The sequence below is a fragment of the Rossellomorea aquimaris genome, from assembly GCF_000935355.1.
Classification (GTDB): Bacteria; Bacillota; Bacilli; order Bacillales; family Bacillaceae_B; genus Rossellomorea; species Rossellomorea aquimaris_B.
Window position 1 is genome coordinate 15,001 of sequence record NZ_JXZC01000013.1, and the last position, 17,847, is coordinate 32,847.

Below are 17,847 nucleotides of genomic sequence, written 5' to 3' on the forward strand. Positions count from 1 at the left end.
ATAGGATGAGGAATTCATTGTTATCTTGTCTCAGGATTGAATTTATTATGTAGGAAAGTTAAGGTATAATGAGACCTTGAATAGTAACCTAAAGGAGCGGATACGATTGAAGTATATTCAATCCTCGAAAAACCCTGTTGTGAAGCAGTGGAAAAAATTATTAACCAAAAAAGAACGAGACCTCACTCGTACATACATAGTTGAAGGCTTTCACCTAGTGGAGGAAGCATTAAAGCAGGAGGATACGGTCCTTGAATTGATCCAAGTGGAGGGAATCAATCTGCCGCAGAAATGGACGGTAGACTCTGTTTCCATGACCATGGTTTCAGAAGAAGTCGGTAAAGCTTTGTCTGATACGGAGACCTCTCAAGGTATCTTTGCCGTATGTAAGCAAAAAGAAGATGAGCATGATATTGAAAAGGCAGCAACATTCATGCTTCTCGATGGCCTTCAGGATCCCGGGAATATCGGGACGATCATTCGCACGGCCGATGCAGCGGGCATTGACATGGTCGTATTAGGCAAGGGGACGGTTGACCCATATAACCCTAAGGTATTACGCTCTGCACAAGGAAGTCACTTCCATATTCCGATTGTCAGAAGGGGATTACCTGAGACCATATCAGCGTTGAAAGAGCGTGGGATCCCCGTTTATGGGACGGCTCTTGAAGATGGTGTGGAGTATAGCACGATCAAGCCACAATCCTCTTATGCCCTCATCGTAGGAAACGAAGGGAATGGCATGTCGGAAGAGCTCTTAAGGGAGACCGATCAAAACCTTTATATTCCTATCTACGGAAAGAGTGAATCATTAAATGTAGCGATCGCTGCAGGGGTTTTATTATACTATTTTAAAAATGGGCAGTGAATTTCGTGAAAAGGTTTGAATTATGGCGGGAAATTCACTATAATAATGCACATATAACTTAAAAACGTTGAAAGAGGAAAGTAGCACATGACCTTCTTCAAGGGAGAGGATACCCTGGACTGTAAGTATCCTTAAGAAAACATGATGTGAAGATTTCACCTCTCGAGTTGGCATCGGGACCATTCATTTGATGAATGTAAAGATGCTCCGGCAAAGCCGTTATCCGAATGAAGTGAGTATATCTGCAGTCTATAGATATGCTTATAAGGGTGGTACCGCGATATAAACCTCGTCCCTTTTTGGGATGGGGTTTTTTTATTTGTTTTTAAACCAACCCTGTACGATCATTCGGACGATATACATTAAAGGAGGAAGTATAAATGGAGGACAAATTACGATCCCTTCAGCAAGAAGCAATCGAAAAAGTGAACGTAGCACAGGACTTAAAAGAACTGAACAATATCCGTGTAGCTTATCTCGGGAAAAAAGGACCTGTAACCGAAGCCCTGAAAGGCATGGGGAAACTTTCAGCAGAAGAGCGTCCTAAAATGGGGGCCCTTGCGAATGAAGTTCGTGGAGCGATTACAGAAACGATTGAAGCAAAACAGGCCGTTCTTGAGAAAGAAGCGGTTGAAAAGAAGCTTCAATCTGAAACCATCGATGTCACGTTACCCGGGCGCCCTGTGAAAAAAGGGAATCATCATCCTCTAACGATGATTGTCGAAGAAATCGAAGACCTTTTCATCGGAATGGGCTACACCGTTGCTGAAGGACCGGAAGTGGAAAAGGATTATTATAATTTTGAGGCCCTGAACCTTCCTAAGGGACACCCGGCCAGGGACATGCAGGATTCCTTCTATATTACAGAAGAAACCCTCCTGCGTACTCATACGTCACCGGTACAGGCAAGAACGATGGAAATGGCCAAAGGTAAAGGACCGATTAAAATCATCTGTCCCGGGAAAGTGTATCGCCGTGATACAGATGACGCAACACACTCTCATCAATTCACTCAAATCGAGGGGCTTGTCATCGACGAAGACATCCGCATGAGTGACCTGAAGGGAACACTAAATGTATTTGCGAAGAAAATGTTCGGCGAAGATCGTGAAATCCGCTTGCGCCCGAGCTTCTTCCCATTCACTGAGCCTTCTGTCGAGATGGATATCTCATGTAAAATCTGTGGCGGAAAAGGCTGTCGTGTATGTAAAGGAACCGGCTGGATCGAAATTCTTGGAGCAGGAATGGTTCACCCGAACGTTCTCGAAATGGCAGGGTTCGATTCTAAGAAATACACAGGCTTCGCATTCGGAATGGGACCTGAACGTATTGCCATGCTGAAATACGGAATCGATGATATCCGTCATTTCTACACAAACGACACGCGCTTTGTCACTCAGTTCGGAACTCAAGAGTAAAAGAAAATCGGTAGGAGGTACTAACACATGTTTGTTTCATATAAATGGTTAGAAAATTATGTAGACTTATCGGGTGTCACACCTGAAGAGTTAGCAGAGAAGATTACAAGAAGCGGGATTGAAGTAGAAGGTGTAGAACGGATCGGGGAAGAAATCAAAAATGTGGTCGTCGGCCATGTCCTGCAATGTGAGCCCCATCCCGATGCGGATAAATTAAATAAATGCTTAGTGGATGTAGGGGAGGAAGAACCTGTTCAAATCATTTGCGGAGCACCAAACGTGGCAAAGGGTCAAAAAGTGGCTGTCGCAAAGGTTGGAGCGGTCCTGCCGGGTAACTTCAAAATCAAGAAAGCCAAGCTGCGCGGCGAAGCATCTCACGGAATGATCTGTTCCCTGCAAGAGCTTGGGGTGGAAGGAAAGCTCGTACCGAAAGAACATGCAGAAGGAATTTATGTATTCTCGGATGATGCTGAAGTAGGCAGAGATGCTGTGGAATTATTGAATCTTGATGATGCGATCCTTGAATTGGGCTTAACGCCTAATCGTTCTGATTGCTTAAGCATGCTGGGAGTGGCGTATGAAGTAGCAGCCATTTTGGATCGTGACGTAAAACTTCCTAAAACGGAGCTTTCCGAAGGCAGCGAAAAGGCATCTGATTATGTATCAGTAAAAGTGGAGGCGAAAGAAGATAATCCCCTCTACGGTGCTAAAATCATTAAAAATGTCAAAATAGGACCATCTCCTTTATGGATGCAAAATGCGTTGATCTCAGCCGGGATCCGACCACATAATAATGTAGTCGATATTACGAACTACGTATTATTGGAATATGGTCAGCCGCTTCATGCATTTGACTACGATCGACTTGGTTCAAAGGAAATCCTTGTTCGTCGTGCGACTGATGGGGAGACATTCGTCACACTTGATGATGCAGAAAGAACCCTATCGAGCAGCCAGCTTGTGATCACAAATGGCAGTGAGCCTGTTGCCCTTGCCGGAGTGATGGGTGGAGCGAATTCAGAGGTCCAGAACGATACCACGACTGTCCTTCTTGAAGCGGCTTATTTCACAGGTGCGATCGTCAGGGGAGCTTCGAAAGACCACGGACTGCGAAGTGAAGCGAGCACCCGTTATGAAAAGGGAGTGGACCCTGACCGTGTCCTGAAAGCAGGCGAAAGAGCGGCTCAATTGATGGCTGAATATGCACAGGGGGAAGTGCTTGAAGGCACTGTATTATTCAACGAACTGGACGTTGAACCAGTTAAAGTCGAGATTACATTAGAAAAAATCAATTCTTCACTGGGAACATCCATCTCGGCTGACACAGTCGAAGATATCTTCCGCCGACTTCAATTTGATGTTGCAGTCAATGGAGAAACGTTTGTTGTAACGGCTCCTACAAGAAGAGGGGATATTACCATCCCTGAAGATTTACTTGAAGAAGTGGCACGTCTATTCGGTTATGACAACCTTCCGCTGACTCTTCCAAAGGGAGAATCAACACCTGGCGGATTATCGAATCATCAGTTGAAACGCCGTACGGTGCGCCGTTATTTAGAGGGAGCAGGTCTCCTGCAAGGGATTACCTATTCTCTTACAAACGATAAGAAAGCAACCCAATATGCACTGGACGTAAGAGAGCCTGTCCGCTTATTGATGCCAATGAGTGAAGAGCGAAGCAATCTCCGTTTAAGCATCATTCCACAGCTTCTTGAAGTGCTTTCGTACAATAAAGCACGTCAAAATGACTCACTTGCATTTTATGAAGTGGGATCCGTTTTCTTACAGGAACCAGGAGAAGAGCTTCCTAAGGAAGAGGAGCATATCGCAGGGGCTTTGACGGGCCTATGGCACTTGCATCCTTGGCAGGGAGAGAAGAAACCTGCTGACTTCTACGTTGCGAAAGGTATCCTTGAAGGGCTGTTCGAAGAAATCGGCGTTTCTGAAGCAGTCTCTTACCGCCAGGCAGCTGTAGATGGCATGCACCCGGGAAGAACGGCTGAAATTCTACTGGACAATGAAGTCATCGGTTTTGTAGGAGCGATTCATCCGGAAGCGGAAAAAGAGCTGGACCTGAACGAAACCTATGTGTTCGAGCTGAAGGCATCTCCAATCTTCCATTATGAAAAGCCGGCATTAAGCTACACGCCAATCCCGCGTCATCCATCGATTACAAGAGACATTGCACTTGTAGTGGACGTGGATGTGAAAGCCGGTGAGCTTGGATCGATCATTAAAGACGCTGGAGGCAAGCTTCTGAAGGAAGTGTCCGTCTTCGATCTTTATGAAGGGGAGCATATGGAAGCAGGCAAGAAATCCCTTGCGTTCTCCTTGAAGTACTTCGATCCGGCGAAGACATTGACGGATGAAGAAGTAGTGCAAGTACATGATAAAGTACTGGAAACAGTGAAGGAAAAAGCTGGAGCAGAGTTGAGAGGGTAATACACTCAATTGGAAGGTGTCAGACAATGGTCTGGCACCTTTTTGCTGTTTGGAGAGGGTTTTGCCTGTTGAAAAATGAACGGATTTTAACAGGAGAATATTGGGGTGAATTCAGCAGGAGAATATCCGGGGGATTTTAACAGGAGAATATTGGGGTGAATTCAGCAGGAGAATATCCGGGGGATTTTAACAGGAGAATATTGGGGTGAATTCAGCAGGAGAATATCCGGGGGATTTTAACAGGAGAATATTGGGGTGAATTCAGCAGGAGAATATCCGGGGGATTTTAACAGGAGAATATTGGGGTGAATTCAGCAGGAGAATATCCGGGGGATTTTAACAGGAGAATATTGGGGTGAATTCAGCAGGAGAATATCCGGGGGATTTTAACAGGAGAATATTGGGGTGAATTCAGCAGGAGAATATCCGGGGGATTTTAACAGGAGAATATTGGGGTGAATTCAGCAGGAGAATATCCGGGGGATTTTAACAGGAGAATATTGGGGTGAATTCAGCAGGAGAATATCCGGGGGATTTTAACAGGAGAATATTGGGGTGAATTCAGCAGGAGAATATCCGGGGGATTTTAACAGGAGAATATTGCAGTGAATTCAGCAGGAGAATATTAGGTGGATTTTAACAGGAGAATATTGAGGTGAATTCAGCAGGAGAATATCCGGGGAATTTTAACAGGAGAATATTGCAGTGAATTCAGCAGGAGAATATCGAGGGAATTTTAACAGGTGAATACTGCAGTAAATTCAGCAGGAGAATATCGTTCATAATTCAACTGCTGAACCAAGGTAACTGCTGAACCAAGATAACACTACCATCCAAAGAGAAATCCCCACCGGCACAACCGATGGGGATATTATTTATTTCCTGGCTAACTTCATCGCCTTCTCACTATTCGCAAAATGCCACTTTGTCATGGATTTTAATTCTTCAATCCCTCTGCGTTTGATGATTTTGGCTGCTGCAATATCCACGTGCTTACCGGCTCCTTTCGGGATTTCGACACCCGCTTTGGCACTCAATTTGTCCATTTCCTTTAGGAAGGCATAGCGGGCAATGATCGATGCTGCGGCTACAGCCAGATGGATGCTTTCACCTTTTGTGCTGAAGTACACGCGATCTCTTTGGATTTTCTTTTGTGCAGAAATATGCTTATAGTATGTATTCTTTTCAACAAACTGATCAATCAATATTCCTTCAGGTAATTCCGGGGCCATTTTGTCCAGCAGATTCAGGATAGCCTGATTGTGCAAGAGAGCCTTCATCTTCCCCTGAGTCATTCCTTTTTCTTGCATCGCATTATATTTTGGGTTGTGGAGTATGAGCAGGGAATACGGAATCGCTGCAATTAAATCCCTTGCAATATTGATGATTTGAGGGTCGGATAAATTTTTGGAATCCTTTACCCCGAGCTCCTTCATGAGTGGAATATGCTCCTTTTTCACGTAAGCACTCACGACAGTGATCGGTCCGAAAAAGTCGCCTGTGCCCACTTCATCGGATCCGATGACAGACCAATCGGCAAAGTTTTCAGGCAGTGTCATCGTTCCCTTGGAAGGTGATTTCACCTTTGGTGGTTCACTGGTGCCCCACTGACTTGCTTCTCCTTCTCCATTAGATCCCTGAAACAACACTTTCCCCGATTTATATGCCGTGATTGTACAGCCGGAAGGCTTTGCTACAAAAACAGCACCCGGTGGCAGTTTGTCCGTTAGTACGTTTCCGTAATGGTGCTTCATTTTCTCTATCATTTCTTTGTTTGCTTGAATGACGTTATTAGCCAAGTTTCTCTCTCCTTATGACAAAATTCTTAAGTATTATAAAAAATGTGAGCTGATATGACAAATTCCTTCCAAAATAAAAAGATTTCATGGTATGATTATGTTTAGGATTCTTATGAATGGGGGGCTTTCAGGTTGTCTGAAGAACAAAAAAATCGCACCACTGTAGACATATATGGCCAACAATATACGATTGTTGGGACTGAATCAACAAGTCAGATCCGTTTTGTTTGTTCGAAGGTGGATGACAAAATGAGAGAAATCAACTCCATGAATCCGTCTCTCGACACAGGCAGGCTCGCCGTTTTGACAGCGGTGAACGCCGTGAATGATTACATCAAACTTCAAGAAAGGTTTGAAGATCTAGAGCGAGAAATTAAACGATTAAAGGATTGAAAAAAAGATGTTGGACTTAGCTTTGTTGATCATCCTGGTGATAGGATTTTTAATAGGTTTAAAACGTGGATTCATTTTGCAGGTGATCCACATATTCGGATTTATAGTTTCTTTTATTGTAGCATACATATATTATGATCAGCTTGCACCAAAATTAACTTTATGGATTCCTTATCCTGTACTGGACGAGCAATCCACGTTGAATATGATTTTTGAATCGACGAATCTAGATCAAGCGTATTACCGGGTCATTGCATTCGCCCTGATATTCTTTGCGGTACGGATCATTCTGCAAATCATTGGATCGATGCTGGACTTTGTCGCCCATCTTCCTCTATTAAAGCAGTTGAATGTTCTTGGCGGAGGGATATTAGGCTTCATTGAAGCATACTTAATGATTTTCATTCTATTATTTATCGCCGTATTATTGCCGATCGAGTCGGTTCAAGCATTCATCAATAACTCGTTTATTGCGCAAGCGATGGTAAAACATACCCCAGTTTTCTCTGATATGGTGAAATCCTGGTGGATTGAATATGTAGCCTGAAGAAGGGGCTGACTATAAGTATGGAACTCTGATTCGTTAGGCTGACCTTAACGAAAAAAGTTCATCTTATATGTCAGTCTTTTTTCTTTTTATATCAATTTTGCTACTATATAAATGGAGTCATTTTGCTTTTACTGGGGACTTGGAAGCTTAAAGGATCCTAATCGTTAATTCTAAGATAGTGGGTGAATCTCTTGAATAAAAAAGATATTATAAAATTATTAGAGGAAATTGCGATATATATGGAATTGAAGGGCGAAAACTCTTTTAAAATATCCGCCTATCGAAAAGCGGCGGCTGCACTTGAGAATGATGACCGTAGCTTACATGAAATAAGTGACTTTACGAAGTTGAGCGGAATCGGCAAAGGAACGGCTGGAGTTATCGAGGAATACATAAATGAAGGCACATCTTCTGTCCTTGAAGAGTTAAAGGAAGAAGTTCCAAAGGGATTGATCCCCCTCCTTCAATTACCTGGTTTAGGTGGAAAGAAAATTGCAAAGCTTTACAGTGAACTCGGGGTTGAACGTATCGAAGACTTGGAGGAAGCGTGTAAAGCAAATAAAGTACAAGGTTTAGCAGGCTTCGGTAAGAAAACGGAAGAGAAGATCCTGGCATCGATCGAACAGGTGGGGAAAAGACCGGATCGCCTGCCGATCGCTTTTATGAATGGCATCGCTGAGAAGATTGAAGGTTTTCTTTTCGGGATGGACAGTATCCAGACCTTTTCAAGAGCGGGAAGCTTAAGAAGGATGAGGGAAACGATCAAGGACCTTGATTTCATTCTGGCAACAGAGCATCCCCGAGAGGTAAAGGAAGGATTGTTGAAGCTGCCCAATATCGTTGAAACCATCGCGGCAGGGGATACGAAAGTTTCACTTACTCTCTCCTACAATTGGGATGTAAGCATTGACTTCCGGATCGTGAAACCTGAAGAATTTGCTACAGCCCTTCACCATTTCACAGGGTCAAAGGATCATAATGTCCGCATGCGCCAGCTGGCCAAAGAACGCGGGGAAAAGATCAGTGAATATGGCGTCGAGAATACTGAAACCGGTGAAACAAAGACATTTAAAACCGAAGAAGAGTTTTATCACCATTTTGATCTGCCCTTCATCCCACCTGAGCTGAGGGAAGATGGGAAAGAAGTGGAAGAGTTCCATGAAGATTATTCCCTCATCACTTTAGAAGACATAAAAGGGGATCTTCATATGCACTCCACCTGGTCGGATGGTGCATTTTCAATCGAAGAAATGGTTGAGGCTTGCCGTGCCAAAGGATATCAATATATGGCCATCACAGATCACTCTCAGTACTTACGTGTGGCAAACGGGCTTACTACGGAACGATTACTTAAGCAAATCGATGAAATTAAAGAGATCAACAAGAAGTATGATGACATAGAAGTTCTTTCTGGAATCGAAATGGATATACTCCCTGATGGTACGTTGGATTATGAGGATGACATCCTTGAAAAAGTGGATCTTGTGATTGCCTCGATTCACTCGAGCTTTTCACAATCCAAGGAAAAGATCATGGAAAGACTGACAACGGCCCTGAAGAGTGCCCATGTGGATATCATCGCTCATCCTACAGGGAGAATCATTGGTCGAAGAGAAGGCTATGACGTAGATATGGATCTTCTTATCCAGCTGGCGAAAGAAACCGGTACGGCATTGGAGCTTAATGCAAATCCGAATCGTCTCGATCTTTCTGCCGAAAATATCCGAAAAGCCCAGGAGCAGAATGTGAAATTGGTGATTAACACAGATGCTCACAGCACTGATCACCTGGAATTTATGAAGATAGGGATCGGAACGGCGCGCAAAGGCTGGATCCAAAAAGAATCCGTGATCAATACATGGGATAAGAAAGAGTTAATCGAATTTATTAAGCGAAACTGATAAAGGTGGAATACATTCCGTGAATTCTAAAGTATTAAAGACGTTAGAGTTTGATAAGATCAAAGAATTATTAAAGCAATATGCTGCATCCGCACTTGGGCATGCAAGGGTAGCCTCTCTCATGCCGTCCTTGGAGTATGAGGAAATTACAGCTCTTCATGAAGAGACGGATGAAGCCATGACCATCCTCAGGTTGAAAGGTCATGCCCCTTTAGGCGGGATTTTCGATATACGTCCACACGTCAAGCGTGCACAGATAGGAGGGATGCTTTCTCCCTCAGAGTTTGTTCAGGTGGCCAGTACGATCCGGGCAAGCAGGAAGCTTACTCTTTTTGTAGAAGAGTTACTGGAGGAAGAGGTGGACATTCCCCTGCTTCAAGGGAAAATGGGCACGGTCATCCCCCTTCCCCATTTAGAACAGGATATTAGGAAAGTCGTGGATGATAACGGAGAAATCCTGGATACAGCCAGTGAAGCCCTCCGCACCATCCGTACTCAGCTCCGGGCCAATGAAGGGCGGATCCGTGAAAAACTTGAACGAATGATCCGCTCATCCAACGCTCAAAAGATGTTATCAGATGCGATCATCACGATACGAAATGACCGATATGTGATTCCGGTAAAACAGGAGTACAGAGGACAATATGGGGGCATCATCCATGATCAATCATCATCGGGGCAGACCCTGTTCATCGAACCGGAAGCCATCGTTCAGCTGAATAATCAACTGCGTGAGCTTCGATTAAAAGAACAAACAGAAATCGAAAAGATTCTCCAGGAACTCTCTGAAAGCGTACAGGAATCCGGAGAAGAACTGCTCTTGATCGTCAGTGTTTTATCAGACATCGATTTTATGTTCACAAAAGCAAAGTTCGGACGATCCATCAAAGGATCTAAACCAACAATCAACAATGAACGACGAATAAAGTTAAATAAAGCCCGGCATCCTCTTCTCCCTATAGATGAGGCTGTGGCGAATGATATTGAGTTAGGGAATGACTTTTCTTCCATTGTCATTACGGGTCCAAATACCGGGGGGAAAACCGTTACCCTGAAAACATTGGGATTAACAAGTTTGATGGCGCAGGCCGGTCTCCCCATCCCGGCCCTTGATGGATCTGAAGTGGGCGTCTTCCGTACCATTTACGCTGATATCGGGGATGAGCAATCGATTGAACAAAGCTTAAGTACCTTCTCTTCCCATATGGTGAATATAGTCGACATCCTAAAAAAAGTAGATCATGAGAGCTTAGTGTTGTTTGATGAGTTAGGTGCAGGAACAGACCCTCAAGAAGGTGCGGCCCTGGCCATTTCCATTCTGGATGAAGTGCATGGGACGGGAGCAAGAGTCGTGGCTACCACCCACTATCCCGAGTTGAAAGCGTACGGATATAATCGTGAAGGGGTCGTGAATGCGAGTGTGGAATTTAATGTAGAAACATTAAGTCCTACCTATAAGCTCTTGCTCGGGGTTCCGGGAAGAAGTAATGCATTTGAGATTTCGAAGCGTTTGGGGCTATCCGATCATGTCATTCATAGAGCGAAGTCCCATATCGGAACGGATAGCAAAGAAGTGGAGAATATGATTGCCTCCCTCGAAGACAGCAGACGTCAGGGTGAACGGGAGCTTGAGGAAGCCCATGAACTTTTAAGACAAGCAGAGAAAATGCATAAAGATATGCAAAAGCAAATGATGGAGTATTACGAGAAAAAAGATACACTGTACGAAAAAGCTCAACAAAAAGCGACTGAAGTGGTTGAAAAAGCAAAGGCAGAAGCTGAACAAGTGATTAAAGATTTACGAAAAATGCAGCAGGAAAAATCAGCTCAAATCAAAGAGCATGAACTGATCCATGCGAAAAAACAATTGGAAGAAGCTACACCGAAATTGAAAACGTCCGGTCAAAAGAAAAAAGTCAACCAAACGAAGCATGAGTTAAAACCAGGGGACGAAGTCAAAGTCTTGAGCTTTGATCAAAAAGGCCACTTAATTGAACGAGTGTCTGCGAAAGAATGGCAAGTACAGATGGGCATCATGAAAATGAAGGTGAAGGAATCAGATCTTGAATTCATTCAATCTCAACAAAAGGTTGAAACCAAGCCACTCGCCACAGTGAAAGGAAAAGACTTTCATGTCAGCCTTGAACTGGATTTACGTGGTGAGCGTTTCGAAAATGCGTTATCTAGAGTGGAGAAGTACATCGATGATGCACTCCTCGCAGGGTATCCACGCGTTTCCATTATTCATGGGAAAGGTACGGGAGCTTTAAGACAGGGAGTTCAGGAGTACTTGAAAAATCACCGGTCGGTTAAAAACATTCGTTTCGGAGATGCAGGCGAAGGTGGTACGGGTGTCACAGTCGTTCAATTTAAATAAGACTCTGCCCCATGTGGGAATTCTAAAAAACGGCTTAATTAAAGCGTTAAAGGGAGCTTTGCAATGGAGAACTTTTGGGAAAATGAATTTGTTCAGACGGCTGGTAATTACAGCGTGGTCATTTTATGTTTGATTCTGTTCCTGGCCATTTTCGAACTCGTGACAAAGTATAGAAATTGGGAAGAAATTAAAAAAGGTAATCTGGCCGTGGCGATGGCAACTGGAGGGAAAATATTTGGGATTGCGAATATTTTCCGCCATTCCATCAGCCACAATGATACCATCCTGACCACGATCGGATGGGGTGTGTTCGGATTTTTCCTTTTACTGATCGGCTATTTCATTTATGAATTTCTGACGCCTAAATTTAAGATTGACGAAGAAATTGCAAATGATAACCGGGCAGTGGGCTTCATTTCATTAGTTATTTCAGTTGGTTTATCCTATGTCATAGGGGCAGGTATATCGTAAGGAGAGGAAATATGGAAACATTGGCGAAGGTTTTGCTCACTCTATGTGGGGGCTTTTTACTCGTTGGAATCATTTATATGTTGTTCTTTACGTAGCGGTAGAACGTATAACGATGGTTAACACAATCGATTCACTCTGTGAAAAGAGCTTGGAGATTGAAACAATGCTAAAATAATAATAATGTACGAGCAGACTGTCATATGGTTGAATAGGCAGTCTTTTTTCTTTGTGAAAATCATCTGTGGGGAAGGTCAAGCCTGAAGAGTAGGAAAAAAGTATCGAGTGGATTGAATTCAAATTGTAACTGAAGTCCCCTTATATTATAATAGTGAATAGAAGAAATTTTCTAAATATTCAAAGGGAGGGATTACAATGAACAAACCATGGTTTGCTGAATATCCAGCAGAAATTCCAACGGAGCTCGATCTGATTGAAAAACCACTGCAGTCTTATTTAACCGAGGCAGCTACCCTTTATGGCAGTAAAGTGGCCATTCAATTTATGGGCAAGGAGTTGACCTACACAGAATTACATGAATCGGCACTCAAATTCGCCCATTATCTTAAAACGCTTGGAATCAAGAAAGATGACCGGGTGGCGATCATGCTGCCGAATACTCCTCAATCCGTCATCGCGTACTATGGCATTCTCTACGCAGGTGGAATTGTCGTACAAACCAATCCATTATATATGGAGAGGGAAATTGAATACCAAATGAAGGACTCAGGTGCCAAGGTGATACTGACATTGGATATTTTGTATCCAAGAGTATCAAAAGCAATGAAGGATACCGAACTTGAGCACATCATTGTAACCGCTATCAAAGACTACCTTCCATTTCCTAAGAATCTCATCTACCCATTCATCCAGAAGAAACAATACGGCATTGTGGTAAAAGTGAACCATTCAGGACAGAATCATCTTTTTACGGAGATTATGAAAACAGCCAAACCGGAAAGCACGCAACATGAATTTGATTTTGAAAACGATGTGGCCCTCCTTCAATACACAGGCGGTACGACAGGTTTTCCAAAAGGGGTCATGCTTACCCATAAGAATCTTGTAGCCAATGCTTCCATGTGTGATGCGTGGCTTTATAAATGTAAAAAAGGCGAAGAGCGGGTTCTTGGAATACTTCCATTCTTTCATGTGTACGGAATGACAGCGGTTATGATCTTATCCGTCATGCAGGGATACAAAATGATCCTACTCCCTAAATTTGATCCCGAAACAACCTTGAAAACCATTCAAAAGCAGAAACCGACCCTGTTTCCCGGTGCACCCACCATCTATATCGGCCTGTTGAATCATCCCGACCTGAAGGATTATGACTTATCCTCCATCGACTCATGCCTTAGTGGAAGCGCCCCATTGCCGGTTGAAGTGCAGCAGCAATTCGAAGACGTCACCGGAGGGAAACTGGTTGAAGGCTATGGATTGACAGAATCTTCACCTGTCACGCATTCCAATTTTCTTTGGGATAAAGAAAGAATAAAGGGAAGCGTAGGAGTTCCTTGGCCAAGCACGGATGCAGCCATCTTTTCACTTGAAACAGGGGAACCGCTTCCGCCGAATGAAATGGGTGAAATCGTCGTGAAAGGTCCCCAAGTGATGAAGGGTTACTGGAATCGTCCGGAGGAAACCGAACAAACGTTAAAGGATGGCTGGCTATTGACGGGAGATTTGGGGTATATGGATGAGAGAGGCTACTTCTATGTCGTTGATCGCAAGAAGGATATGATCATTGCCGGAGGCTTTAATATTTACCCTCGTGAAATCGAAGAGGTCCTTTATGAACATCCTGCGATTCAAGAGGTTGTAGCTGCAGGCGTTCCAGATGAATACAGGGGAGAAACCGTAAAGGCGTATGTGGTCCTGAAAGAAGGGGAGTCCCTGACAGAGGATGAACTCAATGAATTTGCCCGTAAATTCCTGGCAGCCTACAAGGTACCCCGGATTTATGAATTTAGAAAAGAGCTTCCAAAGACGGCTGTAGGAAAAATATTACGGAGGGCACTTGTAGACGAAGAGCGTCAAAAGATAGAGGAAGAACAGAAAACAAGTTAAATGAATACCATTAGGCTTTTTCTTTTTATTGTATAATTGGACAAGGCATCTCTTCTTGACAAGTAAAGAGAAACCTTTTAATATAAAAATATGAATGAACAGTCATTCATATTTTCTTAAGGCAGGTCAAGAACCCATGAAACGAAATAAACCTAAATACAAACAAATTATCGATGCTGCTGTTATCGTTATAGCTGAAAATGGTTACCATCAGGCACAAGTGTCCAAGATCGCGAAACAGGCCGGAGTCGCTGATGGAACGATTTATCTCTATTTTAAAAATAAAGAAGATATCCTGATTTCGTTGTTTAAAGAAAAAATGGTACTCTTTGTCGAAAAAATTGAGGAAGTTATTGCAGGAAAACAGACAGTTTCAGAGAAATTATTAGTGATGATTGAAAATCATTGTAAAATTCTGTCGGATGATCACCATCTAGCGATTGTGACACAATTGGAGCTTAGGCAGTCCAATAAGGATATCCGCTTAAAGATCAATGATGTGTTAAAGGGATATCTGCAATTAGTCGATAAAATCCTTATGAGCGGAGTAGAAACCGGAGAGTTTTCCCGTGATCTGGACGTCCGGCTTGCCCGGCAGATGATCTTCGGCACTCTGGATGAAATGGTGACAACGTGGGTGATGAACGATCAGAAGTATGACTTAGTTGCTCAAGTCCCTGCTATTCACAAACTATTACTTCATGGATGTGGCGGCAGGAACTAAATTAGTTTAGGGGGATGAGAGATGGAAAGTTTATCATGGTCATTAGAGGGAAAGGTAGCAACGGTTCTGATCCAAAGGCCTCCTGCTAATGCATTAGCCAGTGGACTTATTAAAGAAATCGATGCAGTTCTGGATGAGCTTGAAGAAAACGCTGACGTCAGAGTGATCTTACTGAAAGGTGAGGGCCGCTTCTTCTCTGCGGGTGCGGACATTAAAGAATTCACGACGATTGAAAGTGGTGAAGAATTCTCTCAACTGGCGAAAAAAGGCCAGGACGTTTTCGAACGGATGGAGAACTTTTCAAAGCCGATCATTGCAGCCATTCACGGTGCCGCTTTAGGCGGGGGATTGGAGCTTGCAATGGGATGTCACATCCGATTGGTCAGCGAGAATGCAAAGCTTGGTTTACCAGAACTTCAGTTAGGGCTTGTTCCTGGATTTGCCGGCTCCCAGCGCTTACCTAAATTGGTAGGCAGGGCAAAAGCGGCAGAAATGCTACTAACGAGTGAACCAATCAGCGGAACTGAAGCTGTACAGTGGGGACTTGCCAATAAGGCATACCCTGAAGATCAGCTCTTCGATAAAGCGAAGGAAATGGCCGATAAGATTGCGAAGAAAAGCCCTGGAGCGATGAAAGCTGCCATTGAGCTATTGAGTTATACAAAAGATGACCGTTTCTATGAAGGCGTAATGAGAGAATCGGATCTTTTCGGTGAAATATTTGTATCTGCTGATGCCAAAGAGGGTATTTCAGCTTTTGTCGAAAAGCGTGAACCACACTTTAAAGGCTAGAATACATTCTTGTAATATAGTAAACTCTTATTGAGGGGCAGTCTTGAATGGAAGTTTCCGTTCAAGCTGCCCATTCAAAGGGGTTAAATTGTCGAAATCTTTTTAAGGGAAAGAATGTTTACATTATTAGGAGGGACTTACGGATGAACATCTATGTACTTTTGAAAAGAACGTTTGATACTGAGGAGAAAATTTCGATCCAAAACGGTCAAATTGCTGAAGATGGAGCTGAATTTATCATAAATCCTTACGATGAATATGCAGTGGAAGAAGCAATTCAAGTTCGCGATGCACATGGTGGAGAAGTGACGGTCGTATCGGTTGGCGGAGAAGAAAGCGAGAAGCAGCTGAGAACAGCATTGGCGATGGGGGCAGACAAAGCAGTCCTGATCAACACAGAGGACGATCTTGATTATGGAGACCAATTCACTACAGCGAAAGTGTTGGCTCACTATTTAAAAGAGCAGGAAGTTGACTTGATTCTTGCGGGTAATGTTGCGATTGATGGTGGATCTGGACAAGTTGGTCCCCGTGTAGCCGAGCAACTTGATATCCCTTATGTAACAACAATCACAAAGTTGGAAATCGATGGTGGAACCGTAACGGTCACTCGTGATGTAGAAGGGGATTCTGAGGTGATTGAAACATCTCTGCCACTATTAGTAACGGCACAACAAGGTTTGAATGAGCCTCGTTATCCATCACTGCCAGGAATCATGAAGGCAAAGAAAAAGCCTCTTGATGAATTGGAATTGGATGATTTGGATTTAGATGAAGATGAAGTAGAAGCGAAAACAAAAACAATTGAAATCTACCTTCCACCGAAGAAGGAAGCAGGTAAAGTGTTAGAAGGCGAATTGGATTCTCAAGTATCAGAGCTTGTTTCACTTCTTCGTAATGAAGCGAAAGTTATATAAGGCAAGGTCACAGGAATAACTAACATTCAGGGGGTATTTAACATGGCGAGAAAAGTATTGGTACTTGGAGAAGTTCGGGACGGATCATTACGTAATGTTTCCTTTGAAGCAATTGCGGCAGGTAAAACAGTAGCTGAAGGCGGAGAAGTGGTAGCCGTTTTAATTGGTAAAAGTGTAAGCGCTTTAGGAGAAGAAATGATTCAGTATGGAGCAGACAAAGTAGTGGTTGTCGAAAACGATAAGCTGGAACAATATACTTCGGACGGTTATTCACAAGCGATTCTTTCTGTGATTGAGGAAGAGAAACCAGAAGGGATCATCTTTGGACATACTGCCCTTGGGAAAGACTTATCTCCTAAAGTGGCAAGCAAATTAAGTTCAGGTTTGATCTCGGATGCGACAGATCTTGAGGAAGCTGGCGGAAACCTCGTTTTCACAAGACCGATTTATTCAGGAAAAGCGTTTGAAAAGAAAATCGTGACTGACGGATTGATCTTTGCGACGATTCGCCCTAATAACATCGAACCATTAGCGAAAGATGAGTCACGTACAGGAGAAGTCACTTCCCTTTCCGTTGACATCAAGGACTTACGTACGATCATTAAAGAAGTCGTTCGTAAAGCAAGCGAAGGTGTAGACTTATCTGAAGCGAAAGTCATTATTGCCGGCGGACGCGGAGTGAAAAGTGAAGATGGATTCAATCCTCTTAAGGAACTGGCGGATGTACTTGGCGGGGCTGTAGGGGCATCCCGTGGAGCATGTGATGCAGATTACTGTGACTATTCCTTACAGATTGGCCAAACAGGTAAAGTGGTAACGCCTGACCTCTATATTGCATGTGGTATTTCCGGAGCAATCCAGCATTTAGCAGGGATGTCGAATTCAAAAGTAATCGTTGCGATTAACAAAGATCCAGAAGCGAACATCTTTAACGTAGCGGATTACGGAATCGTTGGTGACCTATTCGAAGTGGTACCGATGCTTACAGAAGAATTTAAAAAGCTTAAAGTATCTTCTTCTTAATCCACACCGACGTTTTACAGTGGCGTTATGAGGGTATGAACATAATATGTAGTACCAATAAGGATGCAGCCAGATGGCTGCTCCTTATTTTTGCATTCCTTGTAT

General features: G+C 43.4%; 14 protein-coding genes and 1 other annotated feature. Of the genes, 13 read left to right on the forward strand and 1 reads right to left on the reverse strand.

Going from position 1 to position 17,847, the window contains the following annotated elements; genetic code table 11:
- Positions 1 to 106 precede the first annotated feature (106 nt).
- From TV75_RS19440 to pheT, 3 genes are all read left to right on the forward strand, one after another.
- Entirely contained in the window at positions 107 to 868 is a 762-nt protein-coding gene (locus TV75_RS19440; RefSeq protein ID WP_044340455.1) for a TrmH family RNA methyltransferase, read from the forward strand.
- Positions 869 to 926: 58 nt separating this feature from the next.
- Positions 927 to 1,168 (forward strand) — a binding site (T-box leader).
- Positions 1,169 to 1,248: 80 nt separating this feature from the next.
- Complete coding sequence (pheS, locus tag TV75_RS19445) at positions 1,249 to 2,286, forward strand: phenylalanine--tRNA ligase subunit alpha (protein WP_044340456.1); 1,038 nt, start codon at positions 1,249 to 1,251, stop codon at positions 2,284 to 2,286.
- 27 nt (positions 2,287 to 2,313) lie between these two features.
- The gene (gene pheT, locus TV75_RS19450) at positions 2,314 to 4,728 is read left to right on the forward strand and encodes a phenylalanine--tRNA ligase subunit beta (RefSeq protein WP_044340457.1); all 2,415 of its coding nucleotides are present in this window, start codon (positions 2,314 to 2,316) and stop codon (positions 4,726 to 4,728) included.
- An 875-nt stretch (positions 4,729 to 5,603) separates the two neighbouring features.
- On the opposite strand, the gene rnhC is transcribed toward pheT, so the two are convergent.
- Entirely contained in the window at positions 5,604 to 6,527 is a 924-nt protein-coding gene (gene rnhC / locus TV75_RS19455) for a ribonuclease HIII (RefSeq protein ID WP_044340458.1), read from the reverse strand.
- Between the two features lie 132 nt (positions 6,528 to 6,659).
- On the opposite strand from rnhC, the gene zapA reads away from it, so the two are divergent.
- From zapA to TV75_RS19505, 10 genes are all read left to right on the forward strand, one after another.
- On the forward strand, positions 6,660 to 6,920 hold the full coding sequence (gene zapA / locus TV75_RS19460) for a cell division protein ZapA (RefSeq protein WP_044340459.1): 261 nt from the start codon (positions 6,660 to 6,662) through the stop codon (positions 6,918 to 6,920).
- A 7-nt stretch (positions 6,921 to 6,927) separates the two neighbouring features.
- Positions 6,928 to 7,467: a CvpA family protein gene (locus tag TV75_RS19465; RefSeq protein ID WP_044340460.1), complete on the forward strand. Its 540-nt coding sequence runs from the start codon at positions 6,928 to 6,930 to the stop codon at positions 7,465 to 7,467.
- A gap of 194 nt (positions 7,468 to 7,661) precedes the next feature.
- On the forward strand, positions 7,662 to 9,371 hold the full coding sequence (polX, locus tag TV75_RS19470; protein ID WP_082051369.1) for a DNA polymerase/3'-5' exonuclease PolX: 1,710 nt from the start codon (positions 7,662 to 7,664) through the stop codon (positions 9,369 to 9,371).
- Positions 9,372 to 9,390: 19 nt separating this feature from the next.
- Positions 9,391 to 11,748: an endonuclease MutS2 gene (locus TV75_RS19475; RefSeq protein ID WP_044340461.1), complete on the forward strand. Its 2,358-nt coding sequence runs from the start codon at positions 9,391 to 9,393 to the stop codon at positions 11,746 to 11,748.
- 63 nt (positions 11,749 to 11,811) lie between these two features.
- A complete protein-coding gene (locus tag TV75_RS19480) occupies positions 11,812 to 12,219 on the forward strand; it encodes a DUF350 domain-containing protein (protein WP_044340462.1) in 408 nt (135 codons plus the stop codon).
- A 372-nt stretch (positions 12,220 to 12,591) separates the two neighbouring features.
- On the forward strand, positions 12,592 to 14,286 hold the full coding sequence (locus TV75_RS19485; RefSeq protein WP_044340463.1) for a long-chain-fatty-acid--CoA ligase: 1,695 nt from the start codon (positions 12,592 to 12,594) through the stop codon (positions 14,284 to 14,286).
- 136 nt (positions 14,287 to 14,422) lie between these two features.
- The gene (locus TV75_RS19490; protein WP_044340494.1) at positions 14,423 to 15,010 is read left to right on the forward strand and encodes a TetR/AcrR family transcriptional regulator; all 588 of its coding nucleotides are present in this window, start codon (positions 14,423 to 14,425) and stop codon (positions 15,008 to 15,010) included.
- A 21-nt stretch (positions 15,011 to 15,031) separates the two neighbouring features.
- Positions 15,032 to 15,802, forward strand: a complete 771-nt coding sequence (locus TV75_RS19495) for an enoyl-CoA hydratase (RefSeq protein ID WP_044340464.1) — start codon at positions 15,032 to 15,034, stop codon at positions 15,800 to 15,802.
- 143 nt (positions 15,803 to 15,945) lie between these two features.
- Complete coding sequence (locus TV75_RS19500; protein WP_044340465.1) at positions 15,946 to 16,719, forward strand: electron transfer flavoprotein subunit beta/FixA family protein; 774 nt, start codon at positions 15,946 to 15,948, stop codon at positions 16,717 to 16,719.
- Between the two features lie 42 nt (positions 16,720 to 16,761).
- Positions 16,762 to 17,742, forward strand: a complete 981-nt coding sequence (locus tag TV75_RS19505) for an electron transfer flavoprotein subunit alpha/FixB family protein (RefSeq protein WP_044340466.1) — start codon at positions 16,762 to 16,764, stop codon at positions 17,740 to 17,742.
- The last annotated feature ends 105 nt before the right edge of the window (positions 17,743 to 17,847 follow it).

Excerpts from the sequence above, each read along its gene's own strand:
- pheS (WP_044340456.1), top strand. The coding sequence starts at position 1,249 with ATGGAGGACAAATTACGATCCCTTCAGCAAGAAGCAATCGAAAAAGTG.
- pheT (WP_044340457.1), top strand. The coding sequence starts at position 2,314 with ATGTTTGTTTCATATAAATGGTTAGAAAATTATGTAGACTTATCGGGT.
- TV75_RS19465 (WP_044340460.1), top strand. The coding sequence starts at position 6,928 with ATGTTGGACTTAGCTTTGTTGATCATCCTGGTGATAGGATTTTTAATA.
- TV75_RS19480 (WP_044340462.1), top strand. The coding sequence starts at position 11,812 with ATGGAGAACTTTTGGGAAAATGAATTTGTTCAGACGGCTGGTAATTAC.
- TV75_RS19485 (WP_044340463.1), top strand. The coding sequence starts at position 12,592 with ATGAACAAACCATGGTTTGCTGAATATCCAGCAGAAATTCCAACGGAG.
- TV75_RS19490 (WP_044340494.1), top strand. The coding sequence starts at position 14,423 with ATGAAACGAAATAAACCTAAATACAAACAAATTATCGATGCTGCTGTT.
- TV75_RS19495 (WP_044340464.1), top strand. The coding sequence starts at position 15,032 with ATGGAAAGTTTATCATGGTCATTAGAGGGAAAGGTAGCAACGGTTCTG.
- TV75_RS19500 (WP_044340465.1), top strand. The coding sequence starts at position 15,946 with ATGAACATCTATGTACTTTTGAAAAGAACGTTTGATACTGAGGAGAAA.
- TV75_RS19505 (WP_044340466.1), top strand. The coding sequence starts at position 16,762 with ATGGCGAGAAAAGTATTGGTACTTGGAGAAGTTCGGGACGGATCATTA.